General features: G+C 67.3%; 21 protein-coding genes, 1 tRNA gene and 1 pseudogene. 10 read left to right on the plus strand and 13 right to left on the minus strand.

Annotated elements, in window-relative coordinates; translation table 11 throughout:
* Positions 1-39: 39 nt before the first annotated feature.
* Positions 40-112, plus strand: a tRNA-Lys gene (locus ACHAAC_RS16740).
* 64 nt (positions 113-176) lie between these two features.
* On the opposite strand, the gene ACHAAC_RS16745 is transcribed toward ACHAAC_RS16740, so the two are convergent.
* Complete coding sequence (locus tag ACHAAC_RS16745) at positions 177-1334, minus strand: tyrosine-type recombinase/integrase (protein ID WP_435717457.1); 1158 nt, start codon at positions 1332-1334, stop codon at positions 177-179.
* 82 nt (positions 1335-1416) lie between these two features.
* Between ACHAAC_RS16745 and ACHAAC_RS16750 the strand changes: the two genes are divergently transcribed.
* Positions 1417-1797 carry a hypothetical protein gene (locus ACHAAC_RS16750; protein ID WP_435717458.1) on the plus strand — a complete coding sequence of 127 codons (381 nt, stop codon included), beginning with the start codon at positions 1417-1419 and terminating at the stop codon, positions 1795-1797.
* Between the two features lie 21 nt (positions 1798-1818).
* Here the strand turns inward: ACHAAC_RS16750 and ACHAAC_RS16755 are convergent, their stop codons facing one another.
* From ACHAAC_RS16755 to ACHAAC_RS16775, 5 genes are all read right to left on the minus strand, one after another.
* Positions 1819-2364 (minus strand): hypothetical protein, encoded by a 546-nt coding sequence (locus ACHAAC_RS16755; protein ID WP_435717459.1) that lies wholly within the window; start codon positions 2362-2364, stop codon positions 1819-1821.
* A 123-nt stretch (positions 2365-2487) separates the two neighbouring features.
* Positions 2488-3201, minus strand: coding sequence for a hypothetical protein (locus ACHAAC_RS16760; RefSeq protein ID WP_435717460.1), 714 nt, complete (start codon positions 3199-3201; stop codon positions 2488-2490).
* A 620-nt stretch (positions 3202-3821) separates the two neighbouring features.
* A complete protein-coding gene (locus ACHAAC_RS16765) occupies positions 3822-4079 on the minus strand; it encodes a hypothetical protein (RefSeq protein WP_435717461.1) in 258 nt (85 codons plus the stop codon).
* A 7-nt stretch (positions 4080-4086) separates the two neighbouring features.
* Positions 4087-4323, minus strand: a complete 237-nt coding sequence (locus tag ACHAAC_RS16770; protein WP_435717462.1) for a hypothetical protein — start codon at positions 4321-4323, stop codon at positions 4087-4089.
* A gap of 349 nt (positions 4324-4672) precedes the next feature.
* Complete coding sequence (locus ACHAAC_RS16775; protein WP_435717463.1) at positions 4673-4852, minus strand: helix-turn-helix transcriptional regulator; 180 nt, start codon at positions 4850-4852, stop codon at positions 4673-4675.
* Positions 4853-5000: 148 nt separating this feature from the next.
* Between ACHAAC_RS16775 and ACHAAC_RS16780 the strand changes: the two genes are divergently transcribed.
* On the plus strand, positions 5001-5744 hold the full coding sequence (locus ACHAAC_RS16780) for a hypothetical protein (RefSeq protein ID WP_435717464.1): 744 nt from the start codon (positions 5001-5003) through the stop codon (positions 5742-5744).
* A 212-nt stretch (positions 5745-5956) separates the two neighbouring features.
* On the opposite strand, the gene ACHAAC_RS16785 is transcribed toward ACHAAC_RS16780, so the two are convergent.
* Positions 5957-7024, minus strand: a complete 1068-nt coding sequence (locus ACHAAC_RS16785) for a hypothetical protein (RefSeq protein WP_435717465.1) — start codon at positions 7022-7024, stop codon at positions 5957-5959.
* Positions 7025-7247: 223 nt separating this feature from the next.
* Between ACHAAC_RS16785 and ACHAAC_RS16790 the strand changes: the two genes are divergently transcribed.
* The 4 genes from ACHAAC_RS16790 (at position 7248) to ACHAAC_RS16805 (ending at position 9330) form a co-directional block, all read left to right on the plus strand.
* On the plus strand, positions 7248-7451 hold the full coding sequence (locus tag ACHAAC_RS16790; protein ID WP_435717466.1) for a cold-shock protein: 204 nt from the start codon (positions 7248-7250) through the stop codon (positions 7449-7451).
* A 180-nt stretch (positions 7452-7631) separates the two neighbouring features.
* Positions 7632-8627: an endonuclease/exonuclease/phosphatase family protein gene (locus ACHAAC_RS16795; protein WP_435717467.1), complete on the plus strand. Its 996-nt coding sequence runs from the start codon at positions 7632-7634 to the stop codon at positions 8625-8627.
* Positions 8628-8705: 78 nt separating this feature from the next.
* On the plus strand, positions 8706-8990 hold the full coding sequence (locus tag ACHAAC_RS16800; protein WP_435717468.1) for a DUF503 domain-containing protein: 285 nt from the start codon (positions 8706-8708) through the stop codon (positions 8988-8990).
* Between the two features lie 4 nt (positions 8991-8994).
* Entirely contained in the window at positions 8995-9330 is a 336-nt protein-coding gene (locus ACHAAC_RS16805) for a TraR/DksA family transcriptional regulator (RefSeq protein WP_435717469.1), read from the plus strand.
* 10 nt (positions 9331-9340) lie between these two features.
* Here the strand turns inward: ACHAAC_RS16805 and ACHAAC_RS16810 are convergent, their stop codons facing one another.
* Positions 9341-9775, minus strand: coding sequence for an Lrp/AsnC family transcriptional regulator (locus tag ACHAAC_RS16810; protein WP_435717470.1), 435 nt, complete (start codon positions 9773-9775; stop codon positions 9341-9343).
* Positions 9776-9915: 140 nt separating this feature from the next.
* Here ACHAAC_RS16810 and ald point away from each other — a divergent pair, with 140 nt between their 5' ends.
* The gene (gene ald, locus ACHAAC_RS16815; protein ID WP_435717471.1) at positions 9916-11031 is read left to right on the plus strand and encodes an alanine dehydrogenase; all 1116 of its coding nucleotides are present in this window, start codon (positions 9916-9918) and stop codon (positions 11029-11031) included.
* Between the two features lie 58 nt (positions 11032-11089).
* On the opposite strand, the gene ACHAAC_RS16820 is transcribed toward ald, so the two are convergent.
* From ACHAAC_RS16820 to ACHAAC_RS16835, 4 genes are all read right to left on the minus strand, one after another.
* The gene (locus ACHAAC_RS16820) at positions 11090-11902 is read right to left on the minus strand and encodes an ABC transporter permease (RefSeq protein WP_435717472.1); all 813 of its coding nucleotides are present in this window, start codon (positions 11900-11902) and stop codon (positions 11090-11092) included.
* The gene (locus ACHAAC_RS16825) at positions 11902-12822 is read right to left on the minus strand and encodes an ATP-binding cassette domain-containing protein (protein ID WP_435717473.1); all 921 of its coding nucleotides are present in this window, start codon (positions 12820-12822) and stop codon (positions 11902-11904) included. The genes ACHAAC_RS16820 and ACHAAC_RS16825 overlap by 1 nt, the downstream gene beginning before the upstream one ends.
* A 158-nt stretch (positions 12823-12980) precedes the next feature.
* Positions 12981-13292 carry a hypothetical protein gene (locus tag ACHAAC_RS16830; RefSeq protein WP_435717474.1) on the minus strand — a complete coding sequence of 104 codons (312 nt, stop codon included), beginning with the start codon at positions 13290-13292 and terminating at the stop codon, positions 12981-12983.
* Positions 13289-13600: a hypothetical protein gene (locus ACHAAC_RS16835; protein ID WP_435717475.1), complete on the minus strand. Its 312-nt coding sequence runs from the start codon at positions 13598-13600 to the stop codon at positions 13289-13291. Before ACHAAC_RS16835 ends, ACHAAC_RS16830 begins: the two co-directional genes overlap by 4 nt.
* Before the next feature lie 435 nt (positions 13601-14035).
* Here ACHAAC_RS16835 and ACHAAC_RS16840 point away from each other — a divergent pair.
* Together ACHAAC_RS16840 and ACHAAC_RS16845 are read left to right on the plus strand one after the other, a co-directional pair.
* Positions 14036-15228: pseudogene (locus tag ACHAAC_RS16840) on the plus strand (IS3 family transposase).
* Positions 15186-15752, plus strand: coding sequence for a transposase (locus ACHAAC_RS16845; protein ID WP_435717476.1), 567 nt, complete (start codon positions 15186-15188; stop codon positions 15750-15752). The pseudogene ACHAAC_RS16840 and the gene ACHAAC_RS16845 overlap by 43 nt, the downstream one beginning before the upstream one ends.
* A 354-nt stretch (positions 15753-16106) precedes the next feature.
* Here the strand turns inward: ACHAAC_RS16845 and ACHAAC_RS16850 are convergent.
* A partial coding sequence (locus ACHAAC_RS16850; protein WP_435717477.1) for an RHS repeat domain-containing protein occupies positions 16107-19607 on the minus strand: 3501 nt, incomplete at its 5' end.

A 19607-nucleotide genomic window follows, 5' to 3' on the forward strand; every position in this document is an offset into this window, starting at 1 on the left:
TTCTCCCGTGGGAGGGCCGCTGCTAGAGTCTCTCCTCGCGCGGCATTAGCTCAATTGGCAGAGCAGCTGACTCTTAATCAGCGGGTTCGGGGTTCGAGTCCCTGATGCCGCACCGTTGCAACGAAAAACGGGAGCCGATGGCTCCCGTCCCCCTTCTACCCCCCGGATTGGTCTCGCTAGAGCACCGCCGCAGCGGCCTCGGTCGAGCCCTTGCGCCCGAGGTAGACCCGCGCCGTCATGGCAGGGTCGGCGTGCCCAAGGACGTTGGCAGCAAGCGCGATGGACAGTCCGGCCGCGTCGATGTCAGAGGCCACGGTTCGCCGGAAGGTGTGCGGAGTCGCCCACTCCAGCCCGGCCGCGTCGAGCACCCTGCGCAACTCCCTTGCGATGTTGCGACGGTCCCGCACCTTCTGGTCAGTCAGGCGCGGCGAGGGGAAGACCAGCCCGAACGTGTCGGCGTTCTCATCACGAGCGGTCAGCCGGTCCAGCAACCACGCGGGGAGGTGGAGGGTCCGGTCACTCGCCTCGGTCTTGGTTCCACGGACTCGGACGGTCCCTGCGTCGAGGTCGATGTCCTCCCAGCGCTGCTGCAGTGCCTCACTGATGCGGACTCCGGTACCGGCGATGAAGTGTCCAAGGTCGATCACGTCGACCACCTCGGCCCGGTCGTCCTCGCGCAACACCTGGAGGAAGCGCTCACGCTCCTCACGGGTGAGGGCGCGGGTCGTGTCGCGGTCGGTGGCCTTGCGCTCGCTGGCCTTTGCAGGTCGCACCTCACGGCAAGCGTTGAAGGGCAGCACCCGCAGTCGCACAGCCTCGGTGAGGATGCCGGACACGACCGACCGCGCAGTCTTGGCCGCGCCGGTGCCGTGGCTGTCAGCGATGCCCTGGAGGTAGCGCTCCAGCGCGGCCACACGGTTCACCTCGCGCAGCGTCAGCCCTTGGATAGTGGACCCCTGGACGTAGCGAGCGAAGTTGGCTGCGTACTGGTCGCGGGTGGACTGCGACAGTCCGCCATCCTCACGCTTGACCCGACGCTCCAGCCATACCCCGCCCGCGTCAACGAGGGTCATATCGGCTCGCATATCGGTCTTGCCAGCGGGAGCCTGCCGCTCCTTGACGGCGCGCTTGAGCGCGGCCTCAGCCTTGGCCTTGGTCGGCGCGAACCTCTCGACGTCGCGGAGCATCCCGTCCTCATCGCGGTACTTGGTGCGAGCGCGCCAGCGTGTCGGCCTGGTGCCCTCGGGGACGGTCGTCCAGCGTCCGTCCACCTGGACCTGTCCGATGAGGCGGACGGCTCCGAACGAGCCAACCTCGGTGCGGGGTCGTGCCATGGGTCAAGTCCTTTCGAGCATTGGGCAGTGACGACAGCGTAGCAGAGTTTCCAGGGAACTAATAATAGGGTAGGAGATTGAAGTGATCGAGGTAGAAACAGCGGCTCACGTGGCCGTGCTGGACCCCATGACCGGGTACGGCTCGCTGGTCATGCCGAGCGGCGCGGACGTGCCCGCCGTGAGTGAGCCTGAGCCGGTCGTGCTGGCCGGTGGGCTGCAGGGGGTCGCGCCTGCGCTGTCCCTGCACGATGCAGACCTGAGCGCGATGCTGACGCGCCTCGACGGCATGGGATGGGAGCCGCTGGAGGACGAGCAGCACGGCGGGTTCCAGCACGACGAGCCGACAGCGAGCGGGAAAGCAGTCGTCGGCCTGTTCGGGCGAGAGCCCATAACCACCCGTCCCAGCCTGCACGACCTGGCAGTGTCCAATGAAGGAGTCCGGAGAGCTCTCGCCTTGCTCTGACTGTTGCGGAGCGAGCTGTTTTCAGTCGAGTCCGCTCGGAGGGAGCACAGGCACATCCTCGGTCGGAAGGATCGGCTGTCCCGACACATCAAGAAGTCGTCCCGGTTCCAAGACTCTCGCAAGCAGCTGATTGAGGTGAGCGACGATCCACGTGCAGTCGTCACTGAGGTCGTGGAAGGTCTGATTCACCAGAGGTCGAGATGGTTGCGCCTTTCGAGGAAAGCCTTGTACGAACGTCCCTTCGTCCCCGTACGAGAGAACCGCGTCCCATCCGTTGCCACCGTGTACGGCGGCATCCCGGTAGCGCTTGGCTCGCATGTATGCGGCCTTGACGTTGCCCATTCGGTCATAGCCGACAGCGGCCGCGACGTCCTTCACGTAGTCGACCCGATCCTCGTCCGTGATCCGTTTCGTCAAACGATCCAGGAACCGATCACGTGGCTTGTCATCGAGGCTTGGGACCAAGTAACGACGAAGCACGAACGTCGACTGATCTTGCGCCGCCGTGAATGCCCGCACCAGTTCGAGAACCGATTGATCGCTTGGACCTTGGTCGACCGTCACCATCTAGCGAGCGTAGCCGGGGGTATGACCCCTCAGCCCGCGACGTCAGTGACCGGGGGTACATAGCAGAAAGAACTCTGCCAGAGATCCAGGGTCGTTAGGACGAGCGCCAGAACCGAGCCCGCACTACCGACGGAGCAACGACGCGGCCCATGCCTCGGCAGCGGACGCGGTGGGCTCGTCCACGAGCAGCGGCGTGGCGTCCCACACCTTGCGGACCTTGAGACGCACGGAGTCCACGACAGCATCCGCACCAGTACCGGCGTGGGTGCTCATGGCGGCGACCTGGAAGCCGGCCCGGTCGGTGTAGCGCTCCAGCCGCTCCCCGCTCAGCGGGGAATGCAGGTCGTCGCGGACGTAGGAGACCACGACCTCATCGGCGGAGTAGAGCCCTCCCTGGTCGGTCGTCGGCTTGGCTTGAGTGAGCACGAGCAGCGGCAGAGACTCGCCAGCGGCGGCACGAGGGGCAGCACCGAGGCGGACCTCTACGGGCACGCGCCCCTTGAGCGCTTCAGCCACCACGGGGACGAGAGCATGGGCAGCCTTGGTGTCGGTGCTGATCTGGTGTCGCTGGAGGCGATCCACGGCGGTCTGAGCAGCCTTGAGCAGAGCGGCGGCAGCCCGCTCGGCAGCCTCGGCGCTGCCGAGGTCGTCGGCGGTGTAGGTCTCATCGTCGCCGGTCTCGAATGTGTCGAGCACGTCGGCGGCGTGCTGTTCGGCGGCGGTGTGCTCAGCCTCGCGCTGGTCCAGCACGGCGCGGGCAGCCGTCAGCTGAGCCGCGAGGTCGTCGGCCTTGGCTTGCATCGGGTCGGTCTTGGTCTTGCTGGTCTTGCTGGTCATGGAGTCCTTATCGGTTGATCTGGTCAGCCCTGTTGACTGGCCAGGGGTGTTGACCGACCCCCTCAAGGGGTCGGGTGTTGACGGTTTCAGCGATCAAGGGAGAGCAGGTCCCCCCTCCCTTCCTGCCGGTGCCCCAGATAGATAAAGAAGGACGACCGGATACGCCTGGAACGGCGCGAGGGCAGCGTCACTGAGTGAGCCTCACAGCGTCACTGAGTGACGCTGTGGTTCACGCTTTGCAGGGGCAGCAGCGTCACTGAGTGACGCTGTTCAAACCGCGTCATGGACTCGGCACGGCGCGTGCTCGCTCCCGGCGCTTCCTCCCCAGACGGCGTGCCCCGGCACCACGAGACATGTCGTCCTGGAGCCTCTGGCCAGCCACCGATGCCGCACCGCGAGGTTGACGGCCCGGCTCACGTTGACGCACGGCGTGAGCACACCCGTCTCGGTGTCGACCCGCGCCAGCGCGAGGCGCAGGTCTCCCGGCTGAAAATTGGCGTGCCCGTTCCTGCGGTGCTTGCCGTAAGCGAGCGAGACGAGGCGCAACCAGTCCGGCAGGTCAGAGTTAGCGGCTCTCTCCTCCCACACAGGCTGAGAGTGCATGGCGAACGGCACAGCACTCACGGCAGCACCTCCACGCCCTCTGTGACATGGATCGTCCGCACCGTCGAGGCCCTGCTGACGAGCCCGGCCGCGATAGCCCGGCGCAGTGTTCCGTGCCCGGCGTGGTCCCCGAGCCCGAGCAGCCCGGTCACCTCGGCATGATCGAACCTCGCCACGCCGTCGGTGTCGGCTCTCTCCAGCGCGTAGAGCCACAGCCGCACCGGACGAGCGAGGTCCCCCCGCGCAGCAAGATCGCACAGCAGGTCAGCGCTCAAGGTCGCGTCACCCACAACGCTCACCCCCGAGCAGTCGCTCTACCTCGCGTTCGGCGGCGGCGATCTGACTTCCCAGTGAGGTGATGGTCCCGTGGAACATGTGCACGTCGGGCCACTTGCCAGCGGGTGTAGACCGATGCCCGTCGAGCGCTTCTAACGCTTCATGCCGACGCTCGGTCAATACCCCGATGCGCTCGGACAGGACGTCGATCCGGTCCAGGTCGCCATCTGTCAGCGCGCTCACTGTCCACCCACCAGCGACCCGCTCAGCGTCTCTAGGTGCCCCGGCAGCATCGCGCTCGGCGTTCCCGAGTCCTGCACTGTCCCCGCGTCCGATGTTGTAGCCACGGAGGCACACAGAAGGTCATCGGAACCGAGCGCGAGAAAGCGCCAGCCGTTCCGCTTGGGGCTCGGGAAGGTGCTCACGACGACGGCGCACCGAGTGCACGGCGCCTGGACGGCGCGGGAGCCGTGGGCGTGCCCGTAGGCAGCCTGGGCCGCGCAGACGTCACAGAGTCCCGCCCCGGCGTAGCGGTTGCGCCTCGTGCCGAACGCGACAGCCTCGCGCTGCGTCTCAGGTCTAGTCAGCGTGCTCACGCGGTCACGACCAGTCGCTCGGCCTCGTACTCCTCCAGGTCAACCAGTCGATACAGGACCGACGAGCCGATCTTGACGTAGGGCGGACCCTCCCCGGCGCTCCGTAGGTTTGCCAGCCATCCGCGCGAGCAGCCCCACCGGGCTGCCACGTCCGTGGCCCTCAGGTGCTTGTGCAATCTCTCGTCCTCCTGTTGATGGCCCCGGCTGATCCGGGGCGACTTCAAACAAGGTCTCACGGATCGGGAATATCGGGTAGTATCCTCGGTATTTGAGACAATGACGAAGACACGAGACGGGAGAACAGCGAGAGTGCAAGGTCAGAACATGAGGATCGAAGAACGCGAAGACGGCGCAGCGGAAGTGACCCTCCAGCACGCGCTAGCGGTCCTGACACTCGTCATGCGCGAGCAACGGCGAGGCGACGGAGACTGGAGACTCGTGCACGTCGCGGCCAGTCCTCACGACGGCGACGACCTCACGCCGGGGCTACTCCGAGACCTCCCCCTCGCCAGTACCGTCGAGTCGGCACGCGCCCAGTTGGCCGCGAGACGTCAGCCCAAGTTCTGGCAGGCCAGCCACCTCGTCCCGGAGGCATGGCTAGGAGATCGTCGCGGCAGACCGCCGAGGACGCCCCGAGACTGGGCCGGGCTCGCTCTCGCCTACTCGGCAGCCCCCGAGGGAGCACGACGGCGTGCACTCCCCCGAGAGTGGGCGGCACGCCACGGCGGCAGCGTGGCGACATGGCAGGACCGCGTGTCCGACGCGAGGGCCAAGGGGTATCTGGACGACAGCGGGGTGACTCCCGAGGCTTTGGAGGTGCTCGGATTCGACGGCGACCCTGACGCGCCGGGCGGTCCCATCTGGCGAGCGCTCGTCGCCCTCGGCCTACAGGGAGCCACCCACGCGGAACGCCACAGGACGCAACGCGAGTGGGCCGAACGGGTGAAGCGCAACAGGGGCGACCTCCGAGAGGAGATGGCTCGCCACGAGAGGGATGTCCGCGCCTACTACAAGATCCCCGACAGCGACGACCTCAGAGACCACTTCCCCGCGCCTGAGGACCGCTAGCCTGTTCCCTGGAAACCCCCCACTATCCCCCGGATTGGAGATGAGCCCCGATGACCAACATCCGACACGAACACTGCAATGCCAGTCTCCTAGTGGAGTGTGATGATCTCCGGATCCTGGCCCGCTCCTACTCAGCGGGTTCGGGGTTCGAGTCCCTGATGCCGCACCACAGCGCCCGTGAGCCCGCCTCCTCGGCGGCGCGGAACCGGGACTCACGCCGACTCCGCCTCGGCATCCTCCGACGGGTCGTGGAAGCGCTGGCGCTCGCGCTGACCGTGCGTCAGGCGACGCACGTCGGTGTCGGCGTCGAAGCTGGCGCCCAGGGCACCGGCCACCACTCCCATGGCGGCACTGAGCCAGGCGATCGCGAGGTAGTTGGCGGCCGAGGCCTCGAACCCCAGGACGGTCCCCATGAACCCTGGCTCGATGACGATGGCCGAAGCCAGCAGGATCACGACCACGAGGACTGCGTAGAGGCCCGTCACGCACAGGAACAACGTCAGCAGGGTCGAGACGTTGTACAGCCCCACGACCCGACGCATCGGCTCGAGGCGCGAACGGTCCCACAACCCGTTGCTCAGGACGAGCCACGCGGTCATCGAGACGATGGCGCCCAGCCCGATCAGGACGAGCCGGGGGGTGGAGAGCGCGGCGGCCATCTGCCAGATCGAGCTGTAGAAGATGCCGAAGGCCCCCACCGCTGTCGCGGCTGCCATGGCGCTGGAGAGCCGCGGTGCCGTGCGCAGCGGCTCGTTGGCCGCCGTCATGCCCAGCACGAGTCGGGGGATTCCCGTGGAGGCAGGCGCGAGCAGGACGAACGAGCCACCGTGGTGGTCGCTCTCGGTCCATTCCGTCCCACGGTCGTCCAGGCTCTCAACCTCCCGCCCGGGGACGTCCGGCAGGGAGCGGGCGACGCTCGCCAGGACCAGCCGGCGCAGGCGACGACGCGTCCTCACGATGCCGAGCGTCGGGCAGGAGATGACCGCCACGCGCAGGTCCGGGCGCAGCTCACAGACCAGCGGACGTCCGCCGCTGTGGCGTGGGATCTCGGTGAGCACCACCGTGACGTCGGGCTCCGTCTGCGCTGCCCTCCGCGCCACCGCGTCGAGCTCCAGGGTGTTGTCCTGGAGCAGCAGCAGTGACTGCCGGCGCACGTCGAGGTCGACCGTGCGCCCGAACCAGCTCTCCAGGTCCTCGCGTAAGCCATCCTCGATCGCCGTCGCCTGCCGGGAGGGCAGGCCCGGATCGGCGAACAGCAGCACATGCAGCGTCTCGGACATCGGTCCGCAGACTACCAACGCGACCCCGCGTCGGCAGGAAGCAGCGGCCCCGCGCCCGGGCCTGCTACGCTTGAGGAGTTGTAAGGCGTTTCTATTGCCGCAGATTCGAATGCAGTACCTCTCGTCTCGACGAGGGTGTGAGTTCTTCTCCAAGGTTGATGTGCGTCGCGACACCTCACGTCGCCCGCGAACAGCGCGAGCGCACGACGATATGGAGAACACCATGGCTACTGGAACCGTCAAGTGGTTCAACGCTGACAAGGGCTTCGGCTTCATCGCCCCCGACGACGGCGGCGACGACGTCTTCGCGCACTTCAGCTCCATCCAGTCCTCGGGCTACCGCTCGCTGGAGGAGAACCAGAAGGTCGAGTTCGACGTCGAGCAGGGCCAGAAGGGCCTGCAGGCCACGAACATCAACCCGCTCTGACCTGAGCCCGACTCTGCGGTGACGTCTCGACGTCCGCCGCGATCGGTCACGAACGCCCGTTCCCCCAGGGGAGCGGGCGTTCGTGCATCCTCCCGTGCCTGGCAGCGACGGCGCCGCCCCGCGTGAGGGCGCGTGCCCCGGTTCGCCAGGGGCTCACCGGCACCCCGGCAGACTGGCACCGTGGACGTCCCCGAGGTCAGGTTCGCCGGTGCGCGATGGGTGCTCGCCGGGGTCTCCTGCCTCGGCGTGGTCCTGTTCGCCGTCCCCGGACACCTGGGGCTGTGGGACGTCTACCCGTTCACGCAGCTGTCGTCGATGCGGACGCTCACGGCACTGGGGATCCTCGTCGGTGCACTCAGCTGCCTGGTGTGGGCGGGCGTCGTGCGACGCGGCACCTGGTGGCGACCCAGCCTGGCCACCGCGCTCGTGAGCCTGGTCTGCGTCGGCATCGTCGGCACGACGGCGGTCGGGGACGGCGCCCTGCGCAGCGAGGCGATGCGTGAGGATGCCGCGGACGTCACGGTCATGAGCTTCAACGCCAAGGACACGCGTGCGGTCGACATCGCTCGCGCCGCCGAGGAGAGCTACGCCGACGCGATCCTGCTGGTCGAGGCCCCGGCGGAGGTGGTGCAGGAGGTCGCCGACCTCCTGCGCGACGAGGCCACGGCCTTCACCAACGAGGACGCGGCGACCAGCAGCTTCGACTCCGTGGGAGTCGTGGTGCTGAACCGTCTCGGTCGCTACGAGCAGAGCGCGGGCCCGACCCTCCAGCTCGGCTCCGTCGTCATCGAGGGCAACGGCAACGGGCCGACGCACCTGGCTGCCGTCCACCCCCCGCCTCCCGTGCAGCGCTGGGCGCCCGCCGCCCACTGGGGCGAGCAGCTGCGCACCGTCGTCCGGTGGTGCGAGGACAATCGTGACGGGATCGTCGGTGGGGACCTCAACGCCATCTCCGACCACGTGCGCCGTTCCGGCCTGGACCGCTGCGAGAGCGCGACCGACACCCTCGGCCTGGCCGGCCGCGGTACCTGGCCGGTCGACCTGCCGGCCTGGCTCGGTGCCGGGATCGACCACCAGCTCAGTGATCCCACGGTCTGGGACCCCGTGGCGGCACGCATCGTCGAGGTCGGCGACTCCGACCACCGCGCCGTCCTCGTCGGCTACCGCCGGGGCTGACAGCGGAACCCACGGGGCAGCGGACCGGGGAACACCGCCGCAGGGCCCGGCGTTGCACCGGACATGTGGATCGGGTGGTTGGAGCTGGACCTGCGCCTGGGCGACGTGCACTCGCTCAAGGCGAAGCGCTCGGTCGTGCGACCGATCGTGGCCGACCTGCGCCGACTCCTGCAGGTCAGTGCCGCCGAGACGTCGTCGCTGGACCTGCACCGCCGGGCGGGTCTGGGCGTCGGGCTCGTGTCCGCGGACCGCGCGCACGCCGTGGCGGTGCTGGAGCGGGCCGAGCAGGTCGTTGTGGACCACGTCGAGGTGGAGGTCCTGTCCGCCCGGCAACGCGTCATCCACGCCGACGACGTGGCGTGACCTGATGGACGCCCGCACCGAGGAGACGCTGACGGCCCATCGGGCCGAGGCCGCACGCCACCTGGCCGTCCTCGAGCACGACCTCGAGGGCGTCGTGGAGGCGTCCCGCAGCTCCAACGCGGACGACGAGCACGACCCGGAGGGCGCCACGATCGCCTTCGAGCGCGAACAGCTCTCCGCGTTCGTCGACCGGGCTCGCCGGCGGATCCACGACCTCGATGCCGCGCTCGCTCGCCTGGCGGACGGCTCCTACGGTGTGTGCACGGGCTGCGGCAGCCCCGTGGGCGCCGAGCGGCTCGAGGCGCTCCCCGCCGTGCGGACCTGTCGCGGCTGCGCCTGACCGTGCCCGTTCAGGCCTGGGGCCGGCCGGCGAGGTGGTCGAAGATCAGGTGCGTCTCGGTACCTGACACCTGGGGCATCGAGCTCAGCTCGTTGACGATCTCCCGCAGCGCGTCGCTGCCTCGCGCGGCGACGTGCAGCAGGTGGTCGTACGTCCCGGAGACGTAGAAGACGTTGACCACGAAGGGACGTCGGGCGACGATCGCCGCGAACTCACCGATCCCCGCGCGGGAGTCCGACCGGAGGCTGACCGCGATCATCGCCTGGATGGACAGGCCGAGCGCGACAGGATCCACGTCGGCGTGCACGCCACGGACGACGCCGCGCTCGCGCAGCGAGCGCACCCTCGCCACGCAGGTGGAGGGCGCGATGCCGACGATCCGGGCCAGCTCGTTGTTGGGTGTTCGACCGTCACGCTGCAGTGCCGTCACCAGGGCGCGGTCCACCTCGTCGAGGGAACGAACATCCTTCGCGTCGCCAACCATCCCAGCACCCCGCATCGAAGATCGTTGCACCATCTGTGGATCAGACCGAATCATCATCGCATCACTTGACCTGTAATCAGGGAGAAGTTCACCCTTGGGCCATGCGCATCGGCATCCCCACAGAGGTCAAGAACCACGAGTACCGCGTCGCCCTCACCCCGGCCGGCGCCCACCAGCTCATCGAGCACGGCCACGACGTCGTCGTCCAGTCCGGCGCGGGGCTCGGCTCCTCCATCACCGACGAGGAGTTCCGCGCAGCCGGGGCGACCCTCCAGCCCGACCCCGACCTGGTGTGGAGAGATGCCGACCTCGTCATGAAGGTCAAGGAGCCGGTGGCGTCGGAGTGGCACCGGATGCGCCGCGACCAGGTCCTGTTCACCTACCTGCACCTGGCCGCGGACCCCGCGTGCACGCAGGCGGTGCTGGACAGCGGCATCACCGCGATCGCCTACGAGACCGTGCAGCTGCCCGACCGCTCCCTGCCCCTGCTGGCACCGATGTCGGAGGTGGCGGGACGGCTCGCCACGCAGGTCGGCGCCTACCACCTGATGAGCCAGGTCGGCGGCCGCGGGACGCTGATGGGTGGCGTGCCGGGCACCGATGCGGCGAAGGTCACCGTCATCGGCGGCGGCGTCTCCGGCACCCACGCCGCCACGATGGCGGTCGGCCTCGGCGCCGACGTCACGATCCTCGACGTGAGCGTCCCGCGGCTGCGCGAGCTCGACGCCCGGTTCGCCGGACGGGTCGCCACCCTGCACTCCAGCCCGCTGGAGATCGAGCGCGCCGTGACCTCGTCGGACCTCGTCATCGGAGCCGTCCTGGTCCCCGGGGCCAAGGCTCCGAGCCTGGTCAGCAACGAGCAGGTGAGCCGGATGCTGCCCGGGTCCGTGCTGGTCGACATCGCCATCGACCAGGGCGGCTGCTTCGAGGACTCACGCCCCACGACGCACGACGACCCCACCTTCACGGTGCACGGCTCCGTCTTCTACTGCGTGGCCAACATGCCCGGCTCCGTGCCGCGGACCTCGACCTTCTCCCTCACCAACGTGACGATGCCCTTCGCCCTGGCGCTGGCCGACCACGGCTGGAGGGACGCGCTCGCGGCGGACGCGACGCTGGCCGGCGGGCTGAACGCCCACGACGGTCGACTGTTCCACGCCTCCGTGGGGAAGGCGCTCGGGCTGGAGCACCACGACCCCGCCGAGCTGCTCTCCTGAGCGACCCCGCGGGGGCCCAGCGTCGACGGCCCAGCGTCGAGGGCCCAGCGTCGAGGGCTCAGGCGATGTCGCGACGCAAGGTGACGAACCGCGCGAGCACGGCGAACACGGCGGCGTAGCCGAGCATCATCAACAGTCCTGCCCAGCGGGGCAGCATGTCCCCGCCCGTCTCGGCCCCCGCGAAGGACGTGAACAGGCTCGCTCCGATGACGGCGTCGGCCGCGGCACCGGGGAGGTACTGGGCGACACCGGAGAGGGACTCCACCGCCGCTCCGACGGTACGGGCGATCGGCTCCACGAACTGGGTGAAGGCCAGGATCGCGACGATCGCGGTGACCTGGTTGGTGACCAGTCCGCCGAACGCCACGCCGATCATGCTCCACGCGGCGAAGGCCACGAGGGTCCACCCGAGGACGGACCACACCTGCGAGGACCCCAGGAAGGCACCGTCGCCGAGCAGCCCCAACGTCGTTCCCCCACCGAGGAGGACGGTGCCCACACCGACGGCCCCGTAGGCCAGCCCGAGCGCGAGACCCAGGACGAGCTTGGCGAGGAGCAACGTCCCGCGGCTCGGTTCGACGAGCAGGGCTCCGGTGATCGTCTTGTGACGGAACTCCGTGGTGAAGACCATGCTGCCGATGAGCAGCGGGAAGACGTAGCCGATCGGGTTGGTCACCGAGTACGTGGCGACGGCGGCATCGACGCCGCTGGGCAGGCCCGCAGCCGCCTCGTCGGTGGCCATCGTCCCGCTGAAGGAGAAGGCGATGACCACCGCCACGAAGCCCAGGTAGGCGACCATGACGAGGCTGATGATCCACCACATCCGGGTCGACAGCAGCTTGCGGACCTCGGCGGTGAGCGCGGCACCCATCAGGCCACCGCCCTCGGTGTCGTGGCGGTCTCCGGTGAGGTGGTGAGCCCGAGGAAGACCTCCTCGAGGTCGATGCTGCGGTCGGCCAGCTGGTGCAGCTCCACACCCGCGGCGAAGGCCGCAGCACCGACCTCACGCCCCGTCGCACCGCGGACGAGGACGGCGCTCCCGTCGTGCACGATGCTCCAGCCGCGCTCCGCGGCGACCCGCTCGAGCGCATCGGGGACCGGGGTGTGCACCACCACGAGACGCTCGGCCAGCTCCTCCAGCCCGGACAGGGGCGAGGAGTGCACCAGCCGACCGCCGGTGATGATGACGACGTCGTCGACGGTGCTCTGCACCTCCTTCAGGACATGGCTGGAGACCAGCACGGTGCGTCCCTCCGCCGCGAACGAGCGCAGCAGATGACGCAGCCACACGATGCCCTGGGGATCGAGGCCGTTGGCCGGCTCGTCCAGGACGATGACCTCGGGATCACCGAGCAGCGCGGTGGCGAGACCGAGACGTTGCCGCATGCCCATCGAGTAGCCACCCACCCTGCGGCGTCGGGCGTCGTCGAGCCCGACGAGCTCCAGCAGCTCGTGGCACCGGGCGTCGTCGACACCGGTCTGGGGCGCCAGGGTTCGCAGATGGCCCAGGCCCGTGCGGCCGGGGTGGAAGCTGGAGGCCTCGAGCGCGGCGCCCACGTGCTGGGCAGGGCGGTCGAGGTCGGTGTAGGCCCGGTCCCCGATGAGCGCGGTGCCACTCGTGGGTCGGACCAGACCCAGCAGCATGCGCAGGGTCGTGGTCTTGCCCGAGCCGTTGGGCCCGAGGAAGCCGGTCACCGCCCCCGGACGGACGGCGAAGGTCAGGTCGTCGACCGCTGTCACCGCCCCGAAGCGCTTCGTCAAGCTCTCGACACTGATCCCCACCGCAGTCATGGATCGATCCTATGATCCGGTCCCCCAAAGGACGCCACTCGCCTCGGCCGCTAAGAGAAGAACGTCCGACGTCGAGGGATTACGAGCCAGCGTAAGACGACCACTGAGCCGCTGAGTCTCGCCCCGACAGTGGCTGAGTGGCGAGGGAGCTGGCCTTCCTACGGGTCCTTGCACACCGCGTGGTCGCCCACGCGTCGCCACCGCACACGCATCTCGTCCTCGACAGTCACCAACTCGAACGTGGCGCGCCCGTCAGGGCTGGCGAAAGGCCAAGTCATTTCGAGCGCGCCGGCGGCGGCTCGAATCGATTTGACTCGCAGCGACGTCGGCCATGTCGCCGCGGGATATGTCGCAACCGCGTCGCGGGCCGGTACGAACTTCTCGCGCATGACCTTGCGGAACTCGACCGCATGCTCGGGCTTAAGCCGACGTACATCGCTGTCGAAGGTGGGCGAGGTCTCGAACTTCACTCGCTGGTCAGCGCGTCGAGATCAGCGATGAAGTCTTCACCTTCGTGAACGATGACGCGGTCGGTCGCCACGTGCTCGTCGACCTCACGCTCCCGCTCCTGCCAACGCCGGGTCCAGCACCACGCCTGGTCAACCGGAACCGGCACCGTAGGCCGCAGCTCAACCACACCGTCGGGTCGCTCGGTGACCTCAAGCTGGACGCCAGGATCGTCCAGGGTCAGACGCTCGCGTAAATCGGCGGGCAACGCGATCACGCCGCAGCGCTGAACGGCGATCAAGCCGTGGAATCCCTCAGGCTGAGCAGCCATGCTCGCTGTGTGCCCAGATAGCCGCAAGACCGTAATGCCGTTCCTCAAGTTGAAGCCGATAATATTCCTTATGTCAACAAGTGCCGGTTACTCTAATCTTGCTGGCGCGCCAGGGCGGCCGGACGAGCGCTGCGTGGGCGACCCACCTTCAACCGGTATGGCAATCGCTTGCGCAGTAAAAACAGCCATTGACCTGGCTGTAGTAGTTCTTCGCGGCTTGAACGGCTCCACGACAGGTCGCATGGTTTCCGAGGGCCTGGCGGTTGCCTGCGGCGGGCAGGAAGGAGCAACTTGCTGACAAGTCGTGAACTTCGTGATCTCCATTGGTCTGAGCGTTCGTGTTTACGCAGAAGTTCGACAAGGGTCGGGACTGCTGCACGGATAGGTGACATCTGATCTGTGGTGCCGAGAGGTGCTGCTGGAAGGATGTTGACCGTGCCCAAGCCTTATCCCCGTGAGTTCCGTGAGGATGTTGTTCGAGTCGCTCGTGGCCGTGAGCCCGAGACTCAGTTGAAGCAGATCGCTGCCGACTTCGGGATCAGCGAGTCGTGTCTGGCGAACTGGATGAAGGCCGCGGATGTCGCCGATGGGACCAAGCCCGGCGAGACCACGGCTGAGCGGTCTGAGAACCGCGAGTTGAAGAAACGTGTCCGGCTGCTGGAGCAGGAGAACGAGGTTCTGCGTCGGGCCGCTGCCTATCTGTCTCAGGCGAACCTGCCGGGAAAAGGCTCTACCCACTCGTGAGGGACCTGGCCGCCGACGGCATCGCCGTCAGCGTGTCATGTCGGGTGCTCGGGCTCGCGCGTCAGCCGTACTACCGCTGACGCGCCTGCCCGATCACTGCCTCCGAGTGGGACGAGGCCCTGCTGAGCCATGCCGTCTTCGAGGCGCACCACGAGGATCCGGAGTTCGGCTACCGCCTCGTCGTCGACGAGGTCCGTGCTGCTGGCTTCTCGGTGGCCGAGCGAACGGTATGGAAGATCTGCAGCGCCAACGGCTGGTGGAGCGCGTTGGGCAAGAAGCGCAGCAAGAGTGGCAAGAAGCCCGGACCACCGGTCCACGACGACCTGCTCGCGGTCATCGATGAGCACGGCGTGATCCGCCACGAGTTCACCGCCGACACCCCGAACCAGCTGTGGCTGGCCGACATCACCGAGCACCGCACCGGTGAGGGAAGAGTCTATCTGTGCGCGATCAAGGACGTCTGCTCCAACCGGATCGTGGGCTACTCCATCGACTCACGGATGAAGTCACGACTGGCGGTCGCGGCGCTGAACAACGCCGTTGCCAGGCGCGGCGACGTCGAGGGTTGCATCGTTCACACCGACAGAGGATCGCAATTTCGCAGCAGGAAGTTCGTCCACGCGCTCAACCGCCACGGCATGGTCGGATCGATGGGTCGAGTCGGCGCGGCCGGCGACAACGCTGCCATGGAGAGCTTCTTCGCTCTGCTGCAGAAGAACGTCCTCAACCGCCGCACCTGGGCCACCCGAGACGACCTGCGGATCGCGATCGTCACCTGGATCGAAAGGACCTACCACCGCCGACGCCGACAAGCCGCGCTCGGCCGATTGACCCCCATCGAGTGGGAGACAATCATGAACCAGACCGTCACCCTGGCGGCTTAACCCCAACTGTCACCCGATCGTGCAGCAGTCCCGGGTTCTGCTACGTCTCGTTCATCACCGACGTGTACTCACGCCGGATCCTGGGCTGGCGGGTCACGACGTCCAAGACGACCCCGTTGGTGCTCTCAGCGCTCGAGCAGGCACTGTTCACGAGACGAAGGACGAGCTTCGAGTTCACCACCGCCGGGCTGCTGCACCACTCCGATGCCGGCAGCCAGTACACGTCGTTGGCGTTCACCGAGGCACTCGTCGACGCTGGGATCACCGGCTCGATCGGGACCGTCGGCGATGCGCTGGACAACGCGCTCATGGAGTCCACGATCGGCCTGTTCAAGACTGAGGTCATCGGCCATGAACAGAAGATCTGGACCAGCTGGCGACAGGTCGAGGAAGCGACCGCTTCCTGGGTCCACTGGTTCAACCACGAGCGTCTGCACTCCTCGATCGGAGATGTCCCACCCATCGAATTCGAGCAGTCGCACTACGATGCAACACGAGGGCACGACGATCCCGTCGCGGCCTAACCACGCCCTCCAAAAATCCCAGGCCGATTCAAGCTTCTCTAGCGAGCCAAGCAACTTCACCTATATCGGGGTCCCGTCCCAAACCTCGCCATGCTGCCATCGCCCTACCGGCGACGTCGGGCGTCGACCATGGAAGGAACACACCCGAATCCTCATCGACGTCACCAATTGCTACGTCGGTACCAACAAGCGCGTCTAGGATTGAGGCCGCGATTTCTTGCACTTGCCGATCCGGCGCCGTCGGCAGAGCGCGCCTGATGTGCCACGGAAGTGCCCACAATCCAACCATGTCTTCGTCAAGTTCGCGGTCCAGCATCAAGGCTACGCCGACAGCAGCTGCAAGTCCCTCGTCCCTCATGGGTTGAACTTTAGCTTTCGGAGGTCGTCCACCCCTGAAACATTGACGTCAATGGTTGCCGCCGTTCTCGGGCTCTTCTTGGACATGGCTGTTCGAAGCTGCACGGTTCCACCGCGCGGCAACTCCACACGCGTCAACTTCGACGTTTGAGCAACCACTGAGCCACCTTCACTCAGTTGCGAGAACATCGCGCGCGCCTCGGGTAGACCCCCTGGGATTTCTCGGATCGCATCGTTCGAGCCGGCCTTGCCCACTCTCTGACCAACCGGCCCCAGGACCCCCTCCAGCGATTGAACCGATGACGAACTTCCGTTTCTGATCCTCCCGAGGGCTCTAGCAAGGAGATTACTTCCCTTGGCTGCGCTGGCAGTCTGTCCGCCGGGAATCAAGAGTTGGCCGAGGTGACCGGCGAGGTTTCCCGTCAGGTACTCCGGTGCCTTTCGATCCACCCCGACCCGGTCGAACCAGCCGTTCAGCATGTGGCTTGGAGTCTGGTTGGGGCGCATACTCGGCGGCACCCTCGGGTTCGAGATGACGGCGTCGGCCAACCATGCGAGGGATGACAGAGCGCCCGCAGCTCCGTTGACTCGGGAACGGAAGTATGACGGCTGCTTGGGCAGCCAACTGTGTCGGGTGGTCCACGCACGCCGCTGAGCCTGTACATACGGCTTTGGGTTGTACGCCTTGTTCCCCGGCTTCGCTCCCTTGCGGGCGGTGCCGTTGTAGTTGTGCTTGTAGGCGACGGGACTGTTGTAGTCGCCACCACAGCCTCCCCCGCAGGAGGGACGAAGTCCGTCAGGATCCATCATCGTGACGGGAGTGTTGTTGGCGTAGGCGTACCCGTTGAGCTGTTGCGGATCAGCGAAGTCGGCGATGGGGTCGACGGAGATGAATCTGCCGTCGGTGGGGTCGTACTCGCGAGCGTCGAGGTGGACGGTGCCGATGTCGGTGTCGGTCTGCTTGTTGAGGAACCCACGGGCGGTGGGCCACGGCGTAGAGGGGTTCTGCAGTTGTTCGCCGAAGGGTGAGTAGCGGCGTTTGGTCCAGTCCTGGGTTGCACTATTAGCGGTCAGGACAGGGGTGTTCTGGTGGTTGACGGCGCTCATGTGCAGGCCGTTGCTGTCGCGTGTTGCGACGGGGACGCCATCGAGGGTGTAGGTGCGGACGGTGGAGCGAGCTCCATCCTTGACGGTGATCTCGGCGGTGCCCATGTAAAGGATTTCGGAGTCATCGGCGCTGTTGCGTTCGATGAGGCGGTTGCCGTCGGCGTCATAGAGGTAGGTGATGGTCTCGTCGGTGTCGAGGTCGGTGACCTTGGAGACGCGCCCCTCCCTGTCCCACTCATAGGCCGTGCCCTCATCTGCTGCCGTGGAGCGCTGCAGCAGGTTGCCGGTCATGTCGTAGCTGAAGTCCTCAGTTTCAGCATCGTGGCCGGTCTTGACGGTCTGGGTGGCGGCGTGTGGTTGCAGTGCCGTGGGTGACGGGTAGCTGGTGGTCTCGGTGGAGTTGGTGATGCTGGCGCCGGGCTTGCGCTTGGAGACCACCTCGGTGCGGTTGCCGTTCTTGGCGTAGGCGTAGGTGTCCGCGTACGGGGCCTGGCTGCCCAGGGTGGCGTCGCTCGGTGCGGCGCAGTCGGTGGTCGTGGTGGTCCAGGCCTTTTCCAGGCGACGTAGGTAGTCGTAGTCGAAGCACTCGCGGCGGGTGTCGGCCGCGGCGACGTCGTCGAGCTTGGTGATGTTGCCTTCCTGGTCGTAGGAGTAGCGCAGGTCCATCCGGTTGGTGGTGGCGCTGCCCTGCAGGGAGAACGACTGGCCGGTCAGCCGGCGGGTCGATGCGTCGTAGGTGCTGGCTGCGTAGGCGAGCTTGCCCTGCACGGTCCCGAGGGTGCGTTGCAGGACCTCGCCGGTGGAGCGGCGGTAGGTGTCTGAGGCGAAGTAGCCCACACCGCGCATCGAGTCGACGTTGCCGAGATCGTCGTAGGTGTACTGGATGTTCTCGTTGCTGATGCCGAACACCAGCGGCTGACGTGCGAGCCTCACGCTGCCGTCGGGGTTGTAGGCGAACCCTGAGGTGTGGCCGCCGGCCCAGTAGTGCAGCCCCTCGCTCTGGGGAATCAGGAAGCGACTGTCCAGCGGCCGTCCGGCGGCGTCATAGTTGGTGGTCTCGTTCGTGTACTCCTCGCCATTGGCGTGACGAGTCGAGGACGTCAGCGACCCTTCTCGGACGGTGTCATAGGTCCATTCGGCCCGCAGGTCGCCATCGGCGTCGTCGTCACGGAGCTCGGTCTTTCGCCCGAGCGCGTCGTGACCGGTCCACAGGCTCAGGCCGCGAGCATCGGTGGAGCTGACGCGGCGGTCCATGGCGTCATAGGTGTGGCTGGTGGTGCCCTTGTCCGGGTCGACCTCGCTGATCAGGCGACCGCGGAGGTCATAGGACTTGGTCCACTGCGTGCCGGAGGAGTCCGTCACGCTGGCCAGATCGCCGGCCGGGGTGTGGGTGTAGGTGGTGACGTCGTTGGCTCCACTGGGCGTGCTGCCCTGGAACTGGTGCAGCTTGGTGGTGCGACCCCGCACATCCTGCACGGTGACGGTGGGCGTGCCGCCCTCAGGCGGGGTCACCCGGGTGCGGTCCCCTTCGTGGCTGGTGAGCGTGGACCACTTCACCGCTCCGAGCGAGGCCAGGGATTCGCGGGTCACGCGGCCGGCTCGGTCATAGCCGTAGAGGGTGTAAGAGTCGACCTGGTTCTCCTCTGCACTGACCAGGGTGGTGTTCACCGAACCGGTCGTGTAATAGGGGCCCATCTTGGCGCTGACCCAGCCGCGATCGTCATAGCGGGTCTCGGTGATCACCCGTCCGCCGGCGTCGTTGGCCGACGGGCTCTGGGTGCCACGCTCGCGCATCAGGCCGTCGTAGAACGCCACGGACTTCACGTAGTCACCGGCGGGGTTGAGGCGTTCTGTGGTGACGGTGTTGGCCTTGGTCTTGGACACGTCATAGGCGAACTTGGCGTGCGGGGTGTCGGTGCCCTTGGTGCGGTCCGGCCCCCAGACCGAGACGATTCTCCCGAGCGCGTCGTGGCTGGTGTCAGTGTGGGCGCCGGCGACGTCGGTCTCGCGAGTCGGGGTGCCCCAGGATCGGGTGGGATGTGTGACCGTCGCCTGATCGAGCGGGTTGGTGGTGGTGACGGTCTCCACGGGGCCACTGGAGGGGCTGTAGGCGGTGGTCGTGGTCTGATCGGCGGCGTCGGTGACCGCGGTGGGGCGGCCGTAGGCGTCATAGGTGGTGGTGGCTTCACGCTGGTAGTCGATGGAGCCGGACCAGTCCTTCGCACCGTCGACGCGGGTCGGGTTGCCCTTGGTCGGCGTGGCACCGAACCCGGCACCGTCATAGGCCGTTCGGCTTGCGGAGACGATGTGCGACTCGGCCGTGGGCGCGGTGCCGCAGGGGCGTGCGGTGGTGACCTCTTGGGAGGGGAACTCATACATGCCCGCCGTGGC

The sequence above is a fragment of the Aeromicrobium sp. CF4.19 genome (genome assembly GCF_051262555.1).
Taxonomy (GTDB): domain Bacteria; phylum Actinomycetota; class Actinomycetes; order Propionibacteriales; family Nocardioidaceae; genus Aeromicrobium.